Here is an 18615-nt window from a genome sequence, read left to right as displayed (position 1 = left end):
TCATTATGCGCATCAGAAAATATTCTCTATATATCATTTTCATAGCCTTTGCCGCTTCTGCCTGCAATAAGCAGATAGATCTGCGCCCATCCGATTTCATTGATCCGGATGGCGCATACCAGAAAGTGGACGATATCAACAAAGGATTGCTGGGGGCTTACTCCACACTCGATTTTCGTTCCAGCATGTATTATACTTCCATCATCACGGATGAGAACATGCTGCCTTCAGAAAACAGCACTGGTTCCGGTTTTGCCACACACCGCTGGCAGTACGACGGTAGTTTTCTGCACCCTGCTTTTAAAGATAACTATGTTGCCATAGATCGTTTGAACAGGGCTTTGAGTGCTTCCTGGAAAATTCCGGTGAAACCTTCAGAGGAAGAAGCTATCAAACAGTACAGGGGTGAATTACTGGCTATGCGTGCCTATTGCCACCTGGAACTGATCCGGAACTTTGCTGCCAAATATGAAGCGGATTCTTTAGGTGTGCCTTATATGGATAGTTCCATGAACGGCAAACCCGCGCGCCTCACCTTTGCACAAACCATGGCAAGGATCAATACAGATCTTACTGCTGCCAAGGCCCTCATACCGGCAGGGTTTGATGACAGGATCCGTATTACATTACCTGCTGTTTCTGCTTTGCAGGCACGTGTTGCCCTGTACGAAAAGAACTGGGATAATGCCATCACTTATGCCACGGAGGCCATTAATGCTATGCCATTAGCTTCTAAAACTGCTTTCCCGCAGATCTGGAAAGATGGTTCCAATGCAGAAGTGATCTGGAAACTGAAAAGGGTAGAAGGAGATGAGATCATTGGTAACTTATATACACAACAAGGATTCCTGGATGATCCTGCAGGATCAAGGATCTACTACGCTGCTTCTTACAAACTCACCAACCTGTTCGATAAAGTAAATGATGTTCGTTTCGGTTCTTATATCATGATCGAGCCGGGCCGCCAGGGAACTGGTAAAGTGCCGAACGTAGTGGTGAAATACATCAAAGGAGATGGCTCTAATCTTACGGACGTTAAATTACTCAGAACAGGAGAGATGTACCTGATCCGTGCAGAAGCGTATGCAGAAAAGAATAATCTTCCTAAAGCAGGAGATGATCTGAATGAATTACGTGCGGCCCGTATTACAGGTTATGTACCAGTAAACATCGTGGATAAGGATATCATGATCGATAACATCATGACGGAACGTTTTAAGGAACTCGCTTTTGAAGGGCATCGTCACTTTGACCTGCGCAGGCGCAACCTGTACATCTCCCGCAACCCGGAAGATGCGGTGAATGCATTAGGAGCGGTATTACTGAAACCTACAGATGCACAGTATGTGTACCCTATTCCTAACAGTGAGTTAAGGGCTAATCCAAATATGAAACCAAATCCGGGATACTAAGTATGAAAAGATATATGATCGGGTGCCTGTTATGCATATCAGTATATGCACAGGCACAAAGGGTGGCATCGTTAGGATTCACCGGAGATACAACAGACGTTAAAACAAAAACCAGTGGCGGCGTAGCCCTGGTAGGCGGTGGCGGAGATGTGCCCGGTGCTTTTCAATGGATGATCAAAAAGAGCGGTGGTGGCAATGTAGTAGTGATCCGCGCATCCAGTAATTATTTATATAACAGCACCATTGATAGTTTAGGTAAAGTAGCTTCTGTGGAAACATTATTGATCAACTCCCGCGAGGTGGCCAATAACCCTGAAGTGGAAAGAGTGCTCAGGAATGCAGAGATGCTTTTCATTGCAGGCGGAGATCAATCCAACTACATGAACTTCTGGCGCGGCACCAAAACGGCCGATGCCATCAATTACCTGCTGAATGTAAAGAAAGTACCGGTAGGCGGAACCAGCGCAGGCTGTGCTATCCTCACAGGACTTTATTACAGCGGAGAAACCGGCAGCGCTACCGCAGCTGCATTGATGAATCCATATGATACATTAGTAACATTATATAACAACGACCTGCTGCGTCCGCCTTTCTTAACGAACGTGATCAGCGATCAGCACTATGTAGCCAGGAAACGCCAGGGAAGGCATATGGCCTTTATGGCACGCATCATCACAGACTGGAAGATCTTCCCGAAAGGTATTGCACCGGACGAAAGAACAGCGGTTTGCATTGATGAGAACGGACAGGCACAGGTGTATGGAGAAGGTAAAGCGTATTTCCTCCTGACTAAAGAACCACCTGAATTATGTGCCCCCGGTAAACCAGTACAATGGAAAGCCAATGAAAAGGCAGTGAAAGTGTATGAGTTACAAGGTGCTCCACAAGGAAATGGTCACTTCTCTGTAGCGGATTTTTCTGCTAACAAAGCGAAAGGAGGAAAGTGGTACTTTTGGTGGGTAGAAAACGGACTGTTAAAAGAAAAGTTACAATAAAATCTATTCCTGTTTTATGAGAAAACTACTTCTCTTTTTGCTGCTTCCACTTCTGATGGGAGCCTGCAAAAATGCACAACAACGGAACATCGGGAACTATGTATTGGTGATCCATGGTGGCGCCGGTACCATTCTCAAAAAGAACATGACACCTGAAAAGGAAGCCCGCTACAAAGCTGGTCTGGAAGAAGCGCTGAAGAAAGGTTATTCCGTTCTGCAATCAGGCGGTACCAGTCTGGATGCGGTGGAAGCCACTATCCATATACTGGAAGATAATCCTTTGTTCAATGCGGGTAAAGGTGCGGTATTTACACATGACGGCCGCAATGAACTGGATGCCGCTATCATGGATGGTAAAACATTGTCAGCCGGTGCGGTAGCAGGAGTGCGTACCATCAAAAATCCTATCAGCCTTGCAAGGGCAGTGATGGAAAAGTCTGAACATGTGATGATGGTAGGCAGTGGAGCAGAACAGTTTGCTGCAGAAGTAGGTGTTGAAATAGTAGACACTTCTTATTTCAGAACAGAAGAACGCTGGCAGGGATTACAAAATGCATTGAAGGAAGATTCTATTAAAGCAAAGCTGGACCATAGTTTTCTGACGCCACAAAAAGCAGGTACGATCAACCGGGATAATAAGTTCGGTACAGTCGGCTGTGTGGCGTTGGATAAACATGGCAACCTGGCCGCAGGGACTTCTACCGGTGGCATGACCAATAAAAAATACGGCCGTGTGGGTGATGCACCTATCATTGGCGCAGGTACTTATGCTAACAATAAAACGGTAGCTATATCCTGCACAGGATGGGGTGAATTCTATATCCGCAGTGTAGTGGCACATGATCTTTCCGCACTCATGGAATACAAGGGATTGAGCGTACAGGTAGCTGGTAAAACAGTGATCAAAAAAGTAGGTGACCTGGGTGGTGATGGTGGATTGATTGCGCTGGATAAAGATGGCAACATGGCCATGCCTTTCAATACAGAAGGGATGTATCGGGGCGCTGTTACGAAAGATGGTAAGATTGAGATCTTGATCTACAAAGAATAGTTCTAAAAAGGCCGCTTCATCAAGCGGCCTTTTTTTATAGTAACACTAACGATAAGATATATACGATCACTAATGTTGTTAGACCCATCAATAAAGTAGCTACGGAATATACCTTCAGCATGGGTTTCATTTCCAGTCCGGAGAATTTGCTGATCACCCAGAAGTAAGCATCATTGGCATGAGAGATCATCATAGACCCGCCTCCCAAAGCCAGCATGCAGAGCAGTTTGCCCATATCACTATCCAGCCCCAGTGCAGGTAATAAAGGATGAATGATAGAAGCAGCTGTGATGATAGCCACCGTAGAAGAGCCCTGTGCTGTTTTTAATAAGAACGCCAGTAAGAAGGGGAAGATGATACCCAGGTTACCCAGTGACAAAGAGTTATTAAAATGATCGCCGAGTTTAGTGGTAGCGAGTACTGCGCCAAAAGCCCCGCCGGCACCAATTATCACTAATATACTGCCAGCTTTTTCGGCGGCTTCCTGCATGAGATTACTCACAGCATCCCGGTGCCAGCTGGTGCTGGTAAAGAAAGCCAGGATCACACCAATGAACAATGCTATTACCGGATCTCCAAGAACATGCAGGATGGTGGCGCCTTTTTGCAGATCACTGAATGCACCGATACCAATTAAAATAATAGGAATGATAATGGGGAGGAATGCTTTCCAAACAGGAATATTTGGGAGTGTCTGTGTTTCTTCTTCTTCTTCCACATCTGTTACGGGGATCTTTTTACCCATGTAAGAAGCCCACCAGCAACCCACAACAGCAGCAGGAATGGCCACCAGGATACCCATCAGGATGAGCTTTCCGATATCTGCTCCTATGATGCCCGCAGCAGCTGTAGCGCCGGGATGCGGAGGAATTAAACAATGCACCGCGTACAATCCGGATGCCAGTGAAACAGACATCACGAGAATGGAGATGCCACTTCTTCTCGCTACAGACTTATTCAATCCACTTAATACAATATATCCTGAATCACAAAAGATGGGAAGGCCAACAATGAAACCGGTGATGCCCATCGCGGCAGCTGCATTCTTTTCTCCTACTAACTTTAAGATGAATGCTGCCATTACGCGTGTACTGCCGGTATGCTCCAATACCACGCCCAGCATGGTACCCAGCATGATCACAAAACCAAGGTTCTTCAGGATGTGCCCGAAGCCTTCTTTCATGGCTGTTACAATTTCAGCAACAGATAACTGCACACCTAATCCCACCACAAAACAGGCGAGGAATAAGGCGAAGAAAGCATGTACACGGAACTTTACCGTTAATAGTACGATCAATCCGATACCTGCTGCGAGCGACAGCAGTACTTGTAAGAAGGAAGGCGTCATACCTTAAATATACAATATTCCCTCCATCACAATGATAGATGTACCACTGAGCCAGATGCCTTCAGGAGTTACGCGGAAACGCAGCACAGAGGGCTGATTCATTTTAACGCCTTGCAGGATGCTGTAGTCTGTGTTCTGATGGATGTATCCCTTATGAAAGAGGAATCCGCCAAGAGGCCCGGCAGCGCTGCCGGTAGCAGCATCTTCATCAATACCGATGCTGGGATTGAAGAAACGTGCCTGCGCGATCTGTGGGGTATCCTTGTCCGTTATAGTGAAGCAATAACAACCTTCAAAACCATAACCGGTGGCGAGGTTCTTCAGGCTGTTTTTTACAGATACAGCCCGGTTGAGGGCTTCCATATTTTTAATGGGTACCATCAGATGCCCCACTTCCGTTTTAACAACCGTAGGCTGCCAGTCGCGCACAGCGAGATCTTCCGGCTGGAGAGAAAGTGCTGCTGCCATATCTTCTATGGGAACCGTGTTGCCGGTGGTAGCTGGTTTTTGTAACATGCCTATATAGGGAAGATCGTTACCGTTGTTTTCAATTGAAATAGGGATGCGTTCCTTTTTCATGATCACAAAAGGCTTTTCCTGGTGGCGGAAAATGTTCATGTCCTTCAGCTCTGCGAGGCAGATAGCGCCGAGGAGATTATGCCCTGCACCATTTATCTCAATGCCGCTGGCGGTGAAGGAGCGGACCTTTAATGCTTTTTCTTCTTTGGAATAGTGAATGAATGAGGTCTCTGAATAATTAAATTCGCGGGAGATATCATGATAGAGTTTGAGATCAAGGTCTTTGTTGATCACCACTACGGCCAGCTGGTTGCCTTTAAACCTTTCATGGGTGAATACGTCCAGCACATAATACTGCATGGTCCTTTGTTCCGTTGTCATAGATAGCCAGTTAAATTGGGAATTAAATGTACACGCCCTGCTCTAACCGGCCAAATTATTTATGCCAGCGATAACAATTTATTTCTCACCAGCAGGCAGGCGCCAATGATCCCTGCTTTTTCGCCGAGGCGGGAAAGGATCAGGTGGGTATCATTATTCACCAGGCTGAGGGAGAATTTATTGATGGCGCTCTTGATCGGCAGGCGGATGTAATCTCCTGTGGTGGAGAGGCTGCCGCCGAGGATCACCAGTTCCGGGTTAAAGAGATTGATGAGCATGGCAATGCCTTTGCCTAACTTTTCGCCGATCTCCGCTACGAGTTCAATGGCCAGCATATCGTCGTTATTGGCGGCCTGGATGATGTCTGTTAAAGTGATCTGTTCCGGTTGTTTGTGTTTGCGCATCACCACGGTAGAAAAACCTTCCTTTAGTTTCTCCTGGAATTTGCGGACCAGTGCGGCTCCGGAGGCTTCTGTTTCCAGGCATCCTTTTTTACCGCAATGGCAGATGAGTTCATTATTAAAGAAAGGGATGTGCCCAAACTCCCCGGCAAAACCGGATTTACCATAATATAACTGCCCGTTGATGAGGATCCCCAAACCAATACCATGGTCCAGGTTCACGAACAGTACGTTCTTTTCGTTGTTCACAGTACCACTGCTGAATTCCCCATAGGCCATGGCGCGGGAATCATTCTCGAGGAAAGTCCTGATACCAATGCGGGCTTCTATCACCTTGCTCAGCGGTTCTTCGTCGAAATGAAAAAAGCTGTAGCTGTAACCGGTAGCATAATTAATACGGCCGGAGAGGTTCACGCCGGCGCCCAGGATCTTTTCCCGGCCAACGGGTAGTTCATCAATGAACTTTACTATGATCTTGCAAAGGTCGTCTAAGGAAGCGGCGGTGTTTTGCAGATCGTAAGGGATCTTCTCCACAAACTTCACGAGGTTCTTTTTGAAATCCAGCAGGCCCAGGTTAATATGATAACGTTTTACTTCCACGCCAATAAAGAAACCGGCGTCCGGCGCCATACCATATAAGTTAGGTCTTCTGCCACCTGTGCTATCCACTTTTCCGTAGTCGTGCACCAGGCCTTCCTGGAGCAGTTCGTTTAACAGGTTTGTTACTTTAGGTGTGCTGGCATTCAATTCCTTGGCCAGGTCTGCAATGGTCGCATTATTAATATTGGCAAAATAGGCGATCATCTTCTTCTTCAGGCTCAGGTTCTTATACGCAACACCGCCCAGGGTTTCATTATTTAATTCTTCAAAGAATGTTTGACTCATGTGAGTGTGTGGGGATAGGTTTATTTAAAAAGTTTTACAGCATTTGCCACATCTTATAAATGTACAATCTACGCAAAGATATTCTTTTTAAAAAAAATTAAAAACAAATCTTGATAATCTGGGCTTTTTAGGGATAATTCCTTCTTTTTCTCCTATGACCCTGGAATCGGTGATACTATTTTTCCTTTTAAGCCTTACTTTCCTCATTTTAGAGGTTAATAATACTATAGTTATAAAATAATATTAAAAAGTACTTGTCTTTTAATAAAATTTATTCTTATTTAGAGGAATCATTTTAAATATTTAGACACCAACCAGAACAGAGGGACTTTAACAACACAAATTGACTAGAAGGATGCGCAATTGTACTCAGTTATTAATACTGGTATTCGGTTTCGTTTGCACTACTGCGAACGCACAAACGAAAACTGATCTGCTTGTGATCGGCGGTGGTGCAAGTGGCACCATGGCAGGTATTCAGGCTGCACGTTTGGGTACAAATACACTGATCATAGAAGAAACTACCTGGCTGGGCGGCATGCTTACTTCCGCAGGGGTATCTGCTATTGATGGCAATCACAGGATGCCTTCTGGTTTATGGGGCGAGTTCCGTTCTCATCTGTATACATATTATGGTGGTCCAAAAGAAGTATTCACCGGTTGGGTGAGTAATTGTTTGTTTGAACCGCATGTGGGGAATGATATATTAAAGAAGATGGTAACTGCGGAGCCCAAATTAAAAGTTGTTTACCAAACAAAATGGCAATCCATCCGCAAGGTGAACGACCGTTGGGAAGTAACCATCTTACAGGGAAAAAAGACCAGCACCATTGAAGCAAAACTGGTGATAGATGCCACTGAACTGGGAGACGTGATGGCGGCTGCCGGTGCAAAGTATGATATCGGGATGGATAGCCGGGAGGAAACAGGAGAATTACAGGCGCCTGAAAAAGCCAACGATATTATCCAGGACCTTACGTATGTGGTAGTGCTGAAAGATTACGGAAAAGGCGCCAACAAAACCATCACCAAACCGGAAGGATATAATGCGGCGGAGTTTGCAAAGAGCTGCGATGTTTCTGATCCTGCTTCTTTTGATTCTCCTGATAATAACTGCAACCACATGATGCAGTACGGCCGTTTGCCGAATAATAAATACATGATCAACTGGCCGAAATCCGGCAACGATTTTTATCTCAATATTATTGAGAATACACCTACCGAAAGGGAACAAGCCCTGAAAGCCGCCAAGCTGCATAGTTTGCGCTTTATCTATTACCTGCAGACTGCGCTCGGTTACAAACACCTTGGTATTGCGGACGATGAATTTCCCACCACTGATAAATTACCGATGATCCCTTATCACCGCGAATCCCGCCGTGTAAAAGGAGAGGCTGTGTTAACAGTGAATGAAGTATCCCGGCCTTATGATAAAACGTTGTATCGTACGGGCGTGGCTGTAGGCGATTACACAATAGATCATCACCACGATAAAAACCAGGCGGCACCTAAGATCGATTTCGTAAAGATCCGTGTGCCTTCTTACAATGTTCCGTTAGGAAGCCTTATACCGAAAGGAGTAGATGGATTGATCGTAGCAGAAAAAAGCATCAGCGTTACCAATATCGTGAACGGCGCTACCCGTTTACAGCCTGTGGTATTGGGTATTGGCCAGGCAGCAGGAGCACTGGCGGCGCTTTCCCTGCAAAAGAACATCCAGCCACGTGAAGTAAATATCAGAGCAGTACAGCAGGCCTTGCTGGATGCAAAGGCTTACATCATGCCCTTTATTGATGTGCCTGCAGAAAGCGCACATTTTGCAGCTATCCAACGTATAGGCGCTACCGGTATCCTTAAAGGAACAGGTGTGCCTTTTCAATGGGCGAATCAAACATGGTTCTACCCGGAGAAGATCATTTCCCGTTATGAACTCGCAGAGGGCCTTCGCCCCTATTATCCTTCCCTGCTCAATTACTGGGGCGCATCCGGCGATCCTTTAACACTGCAGTTCCTGCTGGAATTATTGGAGAAAGCAGGTACGAAGGTAACACTGCAACAGGTGGAAGCAGATTGGAGCAAACTGGCTATCGCCGGCAAACCTGCAGCCACACTGGAACTAAACAGAAGCACTACAGCTGTATTAATAGACTATTATTTGAAGCCATTCCAAAAGGGCGTGGACTTTAGCGGACAACTAAATTAATTCCTACTCACCTAATCAATGATTTTTATGGAGGTTTTATCTACCAAAAGAAGAATGGTCAGATGGCTGCTATGCCTCGCTATCCTGATAGCGCCATCCATCCACACCTACGCGCAGACGGGCAATGTTAGCGGAACGGTGACGGATGAAAAAGGAGGCTTTTTACCGGGTGTTACTGTGCAGATCAAAGGTACTTCTCTCGGCACCAAAACAGATGTTACAGGTAAATTCTCTTTACCGTTGAAAACGGCATCTGCCACGTTAGTATTTAGCTTTATCGGCTATCAGACAAAAGAAATTTCCACTGCAGCTGCTGGTGATCTTAAGATTACACTCGCAGAATCTGCCAGTGGTTTGAATGAAGTGATCGTAGTAGGTTATGGCAGGCAAAAAAGACAAAATGTAATTGGTTCTGCTGTGCAGATCAGTGGCGATCAGTTGAAACAAGCGCCTACCATGAACCTTTCGAATGCATTGGCAGGTCGTTTACCTGGTCTTACTGCATTGCAGCAGTCCGGCCGCCCGGGTAATGATGAAGCTACTTTGCGCATCCGTGGTGTAGCTACTTATAACGGTAATCAAAGTCCATTGGTGATCATCGATGGAGTGCCACGTAGTTCTTTTAGCTCGCTGGACCCGAATGAAGTAGAGTCCATTACACTTTTGAAAGATGCGGTATCTACAGCGGTATATGGTTTGCAGGCTGCCAACGGTATTATCCTCGTTACTACTAAACGTGGTAAATCCGGAAAACCGCAGATCAGTTATGATGGTGGTATACAGGTAACTTCCAATACGCGTTTCCCTAAATTCCTGAATGGCCCGGACTACATGACCTGGTATAATAAGGGTATAGAGATGGATAGCGATTACCAGGAGAACATTGGTGCTGGTCCTGTTCCTTTTGTGTATTCACAGGAACAAATTGATGCAGTGCGTAATGGTACCAATACGAATCCTTTATTAGGTAATACGGACTGGGTAGGAAAACTGGTGGGCAATGAAGCTATTTCACATCAGCACAATATTACAGTAAGAGGTGGTACAGATAAGGTGAAATATTTCACCAGTGCAGGTTTCCTGGACCAGAACGGCGTGGTGGAAAACACCGGTTTCAAACGTTATAATGTTCGTTCCAATATTGATGCAGAATTGAGTGATATCTTCTCTGTGTCGATGGACCTGGGTGTTCGTCAGACAAATACACGCACACCTGGTCTCTCTCCGGATAATGATGCTTACCTGAATCCATTCTACCAGGCGGTGCGGATGCTTCCCAACATGCCGGAATATGCGCCAAATGGTTTACCGGTTGGTTATAACAGTAATGCAGGATGGGTGAATCCCATTGCATCTGTACAACAATCTGGTTATCAGAACGGGCAATCCAATATATTCCAGGGTAATATCACCTTCCGGGCTAAAATACCCTGGGTGAAAGGTCTGGAAGCAAAGGTGCTGGCAGCTTATGATAAAACCAGCACGGAAAATAAAAGCTGGCTCACCCCTTATACATTGATGGGGCGCAACAGGGATCAAACCACGGGTGACTTTACTCCGATAAACTCTTTGCCGGGGATCACAAGAACTACCTTGCGCCAGTCTTACGTGCAGAGTTTCAGAAAAACATTCCAGCCAAGCATCACGTATAACCAAACATTTGGCGACCATGAAGTAAGTGCGCTGGCCTTGTATGAATTTGGTCAGGGCAGGAACAACTTGTTCTCTGCAGGTGCCAGTAATTTTCCGTTAACGGATATTCATGAGATCAATTACGGCGGGCAGGGTGCATTGGATGTAATTGCACCAACCGGTAGCAGCAATCTGGATTCACGCGCGGGGTATGTTGCCAGGATCAATTATGCTTATAAAGGGAAATACCTGGTAGAACTTGCTACCCGTTATGATGCATCCATCAACTTCCATCCGGATTACCGCTGGGATTATTTTCCTGCGGCAGCCGTGGGCTGGATCGTGAGCAAGGAACCATTCTTTGAAAAGGCGAAAAGTGTGGTAGATTTCCTGAAACTGAAAGCCTCTGTCGGCCGTTTAGGAAATGAAAGGGCGGGGTCTTTTGAATATTTACAAACTTATCAGTTGACCACAGATCCGGTGATCGTATTAGGTGGAAAACCAACAGCTGCTATTTATACTAGTGCGCCTCCTAATCCTATACTCACCTGGGAAACAGCAAAAGTAACCAACGTAGGTTTTGAGTCTATTTTCCTGGATGGTAAACTTGGGTTTGATCTTGAATATTTCTATAAGTTAACCACAAATATCCTGGCATCGCAGGGTGGTTTATTTCCATCCACTATCGGTGGATATTATCCTGCCAACGTAAACTCCGGTATCATGGATAACCGTGGTGTTGACTTGCAGATCCGTTATAATAACAAAATAGGTAAACTGGAATATGGCCTTACCGGTAACTTTAACTGGGCAAGGAATAAGATCATCCGTAAGGATGAAGTGCCTAATACACCAGAGTGGATGCGCCAGGTTGGCAGACCACTGGGTACTAAATTTGGATTTGAAGCAGATGGTATGTATCAGACATGGGAAGAAGCAGCGAATGCTCCTTCGCCCAGTGCTGGTGTGGTGGCCCCTGGTTTCTTCAGATATAAAGATATCAATGGCGATGGCCGCATTACCCGTACAGATGATTTCGTGGTGATTGGCCGCAGCAATCTGCCGGAGATCATGTATGGTTTGAACATCTACCTGAAATACGGCGGTTTTGATCTTACTGCCTTGTTACAAGGCGCTGCACTCAGCAGTGTGAATCTGGCAGGTACCTACGAAGGTTCCAGCGGAACAAGTGGTGTTGATGATAATACACCTTTCACAAAAAGTTTCTATGGATATGGCAACTCTCCTTACTTCCTTGTGGAAGGTGCCTGGACGCCTGATAATCCAAATGCAGAATTCCCGCGTTTAACTTCATACAAAGCAGCGCTTACAGCACATAATGCACATATCAATTCAGGCTGGGTACGTGATGGTGGTTACCTGCGTGTGAAATCCATGCAGCTGGGATATACCATTCCGGCAAGCTGGATGAAACAAGCGAAGATCCAGCAGTTCCGGGTATATGTTTCCGGCTTTAACCTGTTCACATTCGACAAGTTGAAATACCTGGATCCGGAAATGCCGAACGTTAATAATGGTTTCTATCCGCAACAACGCATTTTATCAGCAGGTGTAAACCTTTCATTCTAAAAAGTACAGCGATGAGTATAATATTTTCAACAATAAAAAGATCGTTCTTACTGGCAGGTATTGTGGTACTGGCACATGGCTGTAAGATCGATATACCACCTACCACTAAATACACAGAAGAGGCCATCTACAAGAATCCGGCGAATATGGAGTTGTACATCAGCGGTATGTACTCCGAGTTTAATACATTCCAGTTCGGTCAGTTCCCTATTGGGTATAGTAATGCTACAGATGCGCTCACTGATGTGATGAAATATACTTCCACTACGTCCGGGAACGGAACGGTGAACATCCTGGCCATGGATGCCAGCCGTGTAGATGCTGCCGGTCCTCAGCTGAACTATTGGAATACTGGTTATGGCCGTATCCGCAGGCTCAATGAGTTCCTGTACGGTTTAGCCAAATATGCAAAAGTAAGTGAAGCAGAAAAAGAACAGTATGAAGCAGAAGCGCGTTTCATCCGTGGGTATGTATATTTCTGGCTTGTGAAGTTACATGGCAGTGTAGTATTGATGCCTGCACTGGAAGGATATTCCGATAAGAACAATGCACGTTCCAGTGAAGACGAATGCTGGAAATACATTGCAGCAGATTTTGCTTATGCCGCAGAAAAATTACCTGTTACACAACCTGCCGCCCGTTCCGGCCGCGCTACAAAGGGCGCTGCTTATGGCATGCTGGCACGTACATGGTTGTATGCAGCTTCTATTGCTGAATACGATAAGAAATTATATAACGATGATCCTTTAACCGGTGTGCCGGCTGCCAATGCTCCTGCTTATTACAAAAATGCAGCAGATGCAGCAACGGAAGTGATCAAACTGGCAGACCAGGGTGTTTATGCGCTGGAGCCCAACTTTGCTTCCCTGTTCCTGAGAAAGGATACCAAAGAAGCCATCTTCAAGCTGGATTATATCGCACCACAATTCACCCATCAGTTTGATCTTGGTTTTGCACCTGCCGGTGATATTCCTGGTCAGGGGCTGCTATACGGTGTACCTACAGCAGAACTGGTGAATGAATTCGAAATGAAAGATGGTTCCAAATTCTCGTGGAGCAATGCCACACAGGCGGCGAACCCTTACGTTGACCGTGAGCCAAGATTTTATACGACCATTTTATACAATGGCGCTCCCTGGAAGAGCAGGAACATCAATTCACAGGCAGGCAGCGGTGTAGATAATTTTATGGACTTTTCCCTTACACCTGACCCTAAAAGAACAATTACCGGCTATTATATCAAGAAGATGCTGGATTCCTCCAATCTCAATTTTGTGATGAACAAGAGTACGCAAAGCTCTATTGAAATGCGTTATGCAGAGGTATTGCTGATTGCGGCTGAAGCCAGAACAAAGCTGAATGATCTGGGTGGTGCTGCCGATGCACTGAATGCACTCAGGAACAAACGTTTATTACCTAACACCACTGCAGGGGATGCTGCGCAATTCATGACAGCTATTGAACATGAGCGTAAAGTGGAACTGGCTTTTGAAGGCCACCGTTATTGGGACCTCCGCCGCTGGCGCAAAGCGCACATCGTATTGAACGGTATGAAATTTACCGGTCATAAGATCACACCGCAGGGCGCAGGCTGGAAATATGAAGTGGTACCGGTAGATAATACCAATCGCCAGTTCACTACCAAGTTGTATTACATCCCTATTCCGGTAGATGAGATCCAACGTAATGGCGCCATGTCACAAATCAAGGGTTGGTAAGGTCTTTCACCTGTTCACACAAAAAAGCAAACTATGAAACGTATCAGTTCATTTATTATATTCACCATAGCCACCGGCAGTTTATTTACTGCCTGCCGTAAAGCGGATGAGATCCAACGTAATCCGGCAAATGTCCTCACCGATATTTATGCCTCCAAAGATGGCAACGGCCGGGATCGTTTATTCAATCCCCGCTACAGCAACGATACCATCTATTTTGATATTCCGTATTTTTTCCCGGAATATTCTGATGATGAAACGGATCTGACAAAGATCTTCCTCCGTGGATCTATTCCTTCTGATGCCTATATCACACCAGCATTTGGTGTATTTACCGATCTCTCTAAACCGTACACTTTTTCCGTTGTTTCCGGTACTGGCGAGGTGAAGAAATACGTGGTGATGTCAAAGAAGGTGGGCAATGTTTCCTTAGCTAATGTGAAAGTGAAATTTACAGATGGGGCCGGTGCAACGCAGGAGATAGATGGTGTGCTGCAACCGAGCGGTGAAGTGCTGTTCTATCTATTACCCGGCACAGCCATGAACAATGCAAAGATCACTTACGAGATCAATAAACATTCTACGGCTTCCATTGCAATTGATGGTGCAGTAGACCTGTCGCAACCACTTCCTTTTGTAATAACAGGAACAGATGGTGTTTCCAAAACCTATACCCTGAAAGTTGCAGAGCCTATTAAACTGGCTTATGGTATTGGCATCAATCGCCAGCTGTGGGTTAAATCAGGTTCCGATCTTGGTTTCACGGCCAATAATGAAGTAGGTATTGCTGTAAGTGGTGATCACCTGATCCTGGTAAGAAGGACAAACCCTTCCAAATTCAGTGTGTATAACCGTTTCACGGCTGCTTATGTACAGGAGATGTACAATCCCTTCGGTGCACAATTATCTTTCCAGATGGTGGAAGATACAGTAGGTAATCTGCTGGCTGCATCCTGGGCACCTAAGAATGCGAAGTTTATGTTGTACAAGTATAAGAACGCACTGGATGGCGCACCTGTAAAACTGATCGACTGGACCAACAATAATCCCGCTACTATTCCGCTGGATGGTGGTGTAGGCCGCAGGGTGAACATTTATGGTAACCTGGATGGTAATGCAGTGATCATGGCACCTGCCGGGCAATCTAATGTTATCTTCAGATGGAGGGTACAGAATGGAGTAGTAGTTAGTCAAACACCTGAAACGATCGTTTACCCCGGTCTTGCTAACGGTGCTGCCAACTTTGGTTTTTATGCAGAAGCACAGCCTGTTTCCGCAGGTGCCAATGCTGATTACTTCATCAACTACCAGCAGGATATAGCATTTGTGAACGGCGCTACAAATGCAAGATCAGTAGCATTTGCCAATGAGGTGGGTAACTTTGGTATCTTCCACATGCCTACTGCTTACACCCGTTTCAACAATGCCAACTATCTCGCTATTGTGAAATATGTGTCCACTTACGACCTGAACAGGATCCATACCTGCCTGTTTGATGTAACAAACACTTCCAGGTTAAATACTTCTTCCACAGATCCTAATTACTCCACTTTCAATGTATTCACTTCTGCTGAGCAGAACGGTACACTGAATGGTAACGGTACGGCAGATATCTGTGTGGCCTTCTCTCAGAATAAAGAAAGGATGCAGGTGTACACTTTGCTCACCAATGGGGGCATTGTGGCACATGAGTTCACTACTTACGCTAAGTAATAATCAAAATTATGAAAAGATCTATAAGTGCGCTGCTGGTGATCATCATGATATCCGCAGTAGCCTGTAAGAAAAATACGGAAACAGCACCACCTCCTCCGGGAGGTGGTGATACTGTTATCACACCAAAAGGAGATGTAATTGCCTGGGTAGACGCACGCTCCAATGTATTTGGAACGTACGGCCGCCTCAATGATACGGCAAACATCAAAACTGTTCTGGATACCCTGCAACAAGTAGGTGTGAACGGACTGGTGATAGATGTGAAAGGCAGCAGTGGTTACACCATGTATCCCAGCGCCTACACCAAACAAGTGACCACGCAGGATGGTAAATCCATTACTGCCGGTGTAGATTACGTGGGTTACATGATCCAGGAAGCGCGCAAGCGTAACTTTAAAGTGTATGCTTCCATCGTCACCTTTGTAGAAGGAGATGAATCCCGCAGCATCGGAACAGTGTATGACGATGCGAGCTTCAGAAGTAAATATGAAGCCATCGTATGTGATGTAACCGGTAAACGGGTACCTGTTACTTCAACAGGCAGAAACGCATTTGTGAATCCTGCTCAACCTGAAGTACAGACCCGCGCACTCAATATCATTAAAGAGATCGCTACCAAATACACTTTTGATGGCCTGATCCTGGATTATTGCCGCTACACGGACATTGATGCAGACTTCTCTGATTTCTCCAAAACAGAATTCATCAAATACCTGGAAACAAACTACCAGGATAATGATGCCAAGAACATGAAGTTCCCTACGGACATTGTGGCTACCTGGAGAAATAATGCCGGCCAAACATTACCAGCCACTACCGGTAAGTATTATAATAAATGGTTGATGTACCGTTGCCACACCATCCAGCAATTCTTTATCAAAGCAAGGCAGGCGGTAAAAACTGCGAAACCGGATATGAAGTTTGGTACTTATGTGGGTGCATGGTACACTACTTATTACCAGGTAGGTGTAAACTGGGCGAGTAAAGACTACGATCCCTTCAACGATCAGGAGCTGCGGTTCGACTGGGCTTATCCTAAATACGGAGAAACCGGTTATGCTGAACAGCTGGACATGTTGATGACAGGTAACTATTTCACACAGCTGAAGCTGGCAGATAACCCTGCAACCGCAAGTTTGAAATATCATTGGTGGAGTGTGGAAGGTTCTCTGATAGGAGGCATGTATATCACCCGTAATAAAATGCCTTTGTATGGCAGTATTGATATGGGGAATGTGGATTGGGCATCGCAGGCAGATATCTCTAAAACGATCAGATACATTTTAGGAAAAGCCAGTGGCGGTATAATGTTGTTTGACGTGGTACATATTTACGCACCGCAATACAACAGGTTGAAACAACCGTTGTGGGAAGCTGTCAGGAATGGATTGAAAAAATAGTTACGAATCACAGAATGGACAATGAAGCATAAGCTGCCGGTGAAAGCCGGCAGCTTACTATGAATCCAAATCACATGAAACGAAGCAATAGTCTTGATGCACTCCGCGGTTTTGCTATACTGGCCATGGTCCTGTCCAGCAGCATCGCATTCGGTATTTTGCCGGAGTGGATGTATCATGCGCAAACGCCGCCACCAGGGCATCAGTTCAATCCTGAATTGCCCGGTATCACCTGGGTGGACCTGGTGTTTCCTTTCTTCCTTTTCAGTATGGGTGCTGCTATTCCGTTAGCGCTGCATAGTAAAAAGGTGGTTTGGGGTAGTTTGGTACAACGTTTCATCTTACTGACCTTTTTTGCTGTATTTACATTACATACACGGCCGGATCCGATTATTGCTATCGGTGCATTTGTACTGCTTTGTTTCCTGTTCATCAGGATGGAGTCTAAAATACCTAAGATCATTGCGTTAACCGCAGCTGTTGCTTTTCTTATTTACAAAGGCGTGGATGTTTACAAAAGCGATATCATTATCCTGGTATTGGCGAATATGGCTTTCTTTGGTGGTATCATCTGGTGGCTCACGGCTAAACAGCCGCTGTTGCGCTTGGGTGTGCTGCCTTTCATCGCGGCCGTATTTTTAGCTGCCGATACGCCCGGCAGCTGGGCAGAGGCTGTTTACAACTGGTCTCCGCTCCCCTGGATGTATAAGTTCTATTATCTCAAATACCTGTTCATTATCCTCCCCGGCACTTTTGCCGGGGAATGGCTGATGCTGTCTGTTCCTGCTATCCCTGCATGGGATAAACGAAAATGGATGGCGATTGCCGGAGGAGCATTCCTGCTGGTGATCGTGAACGTGGTATGCCTTTTCAGCAGGCAGGTAGTATTGAATCTCGTTTTATCTGTATTGATAGGCACCTGTATGTTGTTAATAGCTGCAAAGGTGCAGGCCTGGAAGAACTATTTGCAGGCTGGCGTGTATTTACTATGGCTGGGTTTATGTTTTGATTGTACGCAGGGTGGCATTAAAAAAGATCCCTCTAATTATAGTTATTACTTTGTGACCGGGGGGCTTGCTTTCCTGGTTGTGTTAGGTTTTATGATACTGGAATATTATGGGTATGGGAAACGTGTGATCAGCTACCTGGCTGCTAACGGAAGGAATCCGATGGTAGCTTACGTAGCGGGGAACCTGTTATTATTACCCCTGTTAAGGCTCACCGGAGCTATTGAATGGTTTAGCGCGATGGAACATAATGTTTGGCTGGGTGTGTTACGGGGCCTTTTATTCACGGGTATCGTATCAGGCATTACCCTCTTTTTTGTTCAACGCAAATGGTATTGGAAAACATAAAAAATTATA

The 18615-nt window shown here is 45.6% G+C and carries 12 protein-coding genes; 9 read left to right on the top strand and 3 right to left on the bottom strand.

What is annotated here, in order from left to right; all coding sequences use genetic code 11:
- Positions 1-5: 5 nt before the first annotated feature.
- The 3 genes from GFS24_RS13365 to GFS24_RS13355 are packed head-to-tail and all read left to right on the top strand — an operon-like array spanning position 6 to position 3458.
- The gene (locus GFS24_RS13365) at positions 6-1412 is read left to right on the top strand and encodes a RagB/SusD family nutrient uptake outer membrane protein (RefSeq protein ID WP_153660054.1); all 1407 of its coding nucleotides are present in this window, start codon (positions 6-8) and stop codon (positions 1410-1412) included.
- 2 nt (positions 1413-1414) lie between these two features.
- Positions 1415-2407, top strand: a complete 993-nt coding sequence (locus tag GFS24_RS13360; protein ID WP_153660053.1) for a cyanophycinase — start codon at positions 1415-1417, stop codon at positions 2405-2407.
- Positions 2408-2423: 16 nt separating this feature from the next.
- A complete protein-coding gene (locus tag GFS24_RS13355) occupies positions 2424-3458 on the top strand; it encodes an isoaspartyl peptidase/L-asparaginase family protein (RefSeq protein WP_153660052.1) in 1035 nt (344 codons plus the stop codon).
- Between the two features lie 34 nt (positions 3459-3492).
- Here the strand turns inward: GFS24_RS13355 and GFS24_RS13350 are convergent, their stop codons facing one another.
- The 3 genes from GFS24_RS13350 to GFS24_RS13340 are packed head-to-tail and all read right to left on the bottom strand — an operon-like array spanning position 3493 to position 6992.
- Complete coding sequence (locus tag GFS24_RS13350; RefSeq protein ID WP_153660051.1) at positions 3493-4806, bottom strand: GntP family permease; 1314 nt, start codon at positions 4804-4806, stop codon at positions 3493-3495.
- A 3-nt stretch (positions 4807-4809) separates the two neighbouring features.
- Positions 4810-5706, bottom strand: a complete 897-nt coding sequence (locus GFS24_RS13345) for a PhzF family phenazine biosynthesis protein (RefSeq protein WP_153660050.1) — start codon at positions 5704-5706, stop codon at positions 4810-4812.
- 59 nt (positions 5707-5765) lie between these two features.
- The gene (locus tag GFS24_RS13340; RefSeq protein WP_153660049.1) at positions 5766-6992 is read right to left on the bottom strand and encodes an ROK family protein; all 1227 of its coding nucleotides are present in this window, start codon (positions 6990-6992) and stop codon (positions 5766-5768) included.
- Between the two features lie 355 nt (positions 6993-7347).
- Here GFS24_RS13340 and GFS24_RS13335 point away from each other — a divergent pair, with 355 nt between their 5' ends.
- The 6 genes from GFS24_RS13335 (at position 7348) to GFS24_RS13310 (ending at position 18606) form a co-directional block, all read left to right on the top strand.
- Positions 7348-9195: an FAD-dependent oxidoreductase gene (locus GFS24_RS13335; RefSeq protein WP_153660048.1), complete on the top strand. Its 1848-nt coding sequence runs from the start codon at positions 7348-7350 to the stop codon at positions 9193-9195.
- Between the two features lie 27 nt (positions 9196-9222).
- On the top strand, positions 9223-12417 hold the full coding sequence (locus GFS24_RS13330) for a TonB-dependent receptor (protein WP_173003064.1): 3195 nt from the start codon (positions 9223-9225) through the stop codon (positions 12415-12417).
- Between the two features lie 11 nt (positions 12418-12428).
- On the top strand, positions 12429-14135 hold the full coding sequence (locus tag GFS24_RS13325; protein ID WP_153660046.1) for a RagB/SusD family nutrient uptake outer membrane protein: 1707 nt from the start codon (positions 12429-12431) through the stop codon (positions 14133-14135).
- Between the two features lie 33 nt (positions 14136-14168).
- Positions 14169-15848, top strand: coding sequence for a DUF5018 domain-containing protein (locus tag GFS24_RS13320; RefSeq protein ID WP_153660045.1), 1680 nt, complete (start codon positions 14169-14171; stop codon positions 15846-15848).
- An 11-nt stretch (positions 15849-15859) separates the two neighbouring features.
- Positions 15860-17251, top strand: a complete 1392-nt coding sequence (locus GFS24_RS13315; RefSeq protein ID WP_153660044.1) for a family 10 glycosylhydrolase — start codon at positions 15860-15862, stop codon at positions 17249-17251.
- Positions 17252-17325: 74 nt separating this feature from the next.
- Positions 17326-18606 carry a DUF5009 domain-containing protein gene (locus GFS24_RS13310; protein WP_153660043.1) on the top strand — a complete coding sequence of 427 codons (1281 nt, stop codon included), beginning with the start codon at positions 17326-17328 and terminating at the stop codon, positions 18604-18606.
- The last annotated feature ends 9 nt before the right edge of the window (positions 18607-18615 follow it).

This window comes from Chitinophaga sp. SYP-B3965 (assembly GCF_009647655.1).
Classification (GTDB): Bacteria; Bacteroidota; Bacteroidia; order Chitinophagales; family Chitinophagaceae; genus Chitinophaga.
This window is presented reverse-complemented; position numbering and strand designations above follow the sequence as displayed.

What these genes read in the sequence shown, in the direction of transcription:
- GFS24_RS13365 (WP_153660054.1), top strand. Translation starts at nt 6, where the DNA reads ATGCGCATCAGAAAATATTCTCTATATATCATTTTCATAGCCTTTGCC.
- GFS24_RS13360 (WP_153660053.1), top strand. Translation starts at nt 1,415, where the DNA reads ATGAAAAGATATATGATCGGGTGCCTGTTATGCATATCAGTATATGCA.
- GFS24_RS13355 (WP_153660052.1), top strand. Translation starts at nt 2,424, where the DNA reads ATGAGAAAACTACTTCTCTTTTTGCTGCTTCCACTTCTGATGGGAGCC.
- GFS24_RS13350 (WP_153660051.1), bottom strand. Translation starts at nt 4,806, where the DNA reads ATGACGCCTTCCTTCTTACAAGTACTGCTGTCGCTCGCAGCAGGTATC.
- GFS24_RS13345 (WP_153660050.1), bottom strand. Translation starts at nt 5,706, where the DNA reads ATGACAACGGAACAAAGGACCATGCAGTATTATGTGCTGGACGTATTC.
- GFS24_RS13340 (WP_153660049.1), bottom strand. Translation starts at nt 6,992, where the DNA reads ATGAGTCAAACATTCTTTGAAGAATTAAATAATGAAACCCTGGGCGGT.
- GFS24_RS13335 (WP_153660048.1), top strand. Translation starts at nt 7,348, where the DNA reads ATGCGCAATTGTACTCAGTTATTAATACTGGTATTCGGTTTCGTTTGC.
- GFS24_RS13330 (WP_173003064.1), top strand. Translation starts at nt 9,223, where the DNA reads ATGGAGGTTTTATCTACCAAAAGAAGAATGGTCAGATGGCTGCTATGC.
- GFS24_RS13325 (WP_153660046.1), top strand. Translation starts at nt 12,429, where the DNA reads ATGAGTATAATATTTTCAACAATAAAAAGATCGTTCTTACTGGCAGGT.
- GFS24_RS13320 (WP_153660045.1), top strand. Translation starts at nt 14,169, where the DNA reads ATGAAACGTATCAGTTCATTTATTATATTCACCATAGCCACCGGCAGT.
- GFS24_RS13315 (WP_153660044.1), top strand. Translation starts at nt 15,860, where the DNA reads ATGAAAAGATCTATAAGTGCGCTGCTGGTGATCATCATGATATCCGCA.
- GFS24_RS13310 (WP_153660043.1), top strand. Translation starts at nt 17,326, where the DNA reads ATGAAACGAAGCAATAGTCTTGATGCACTCCGCGGTTTTGCTATACTG.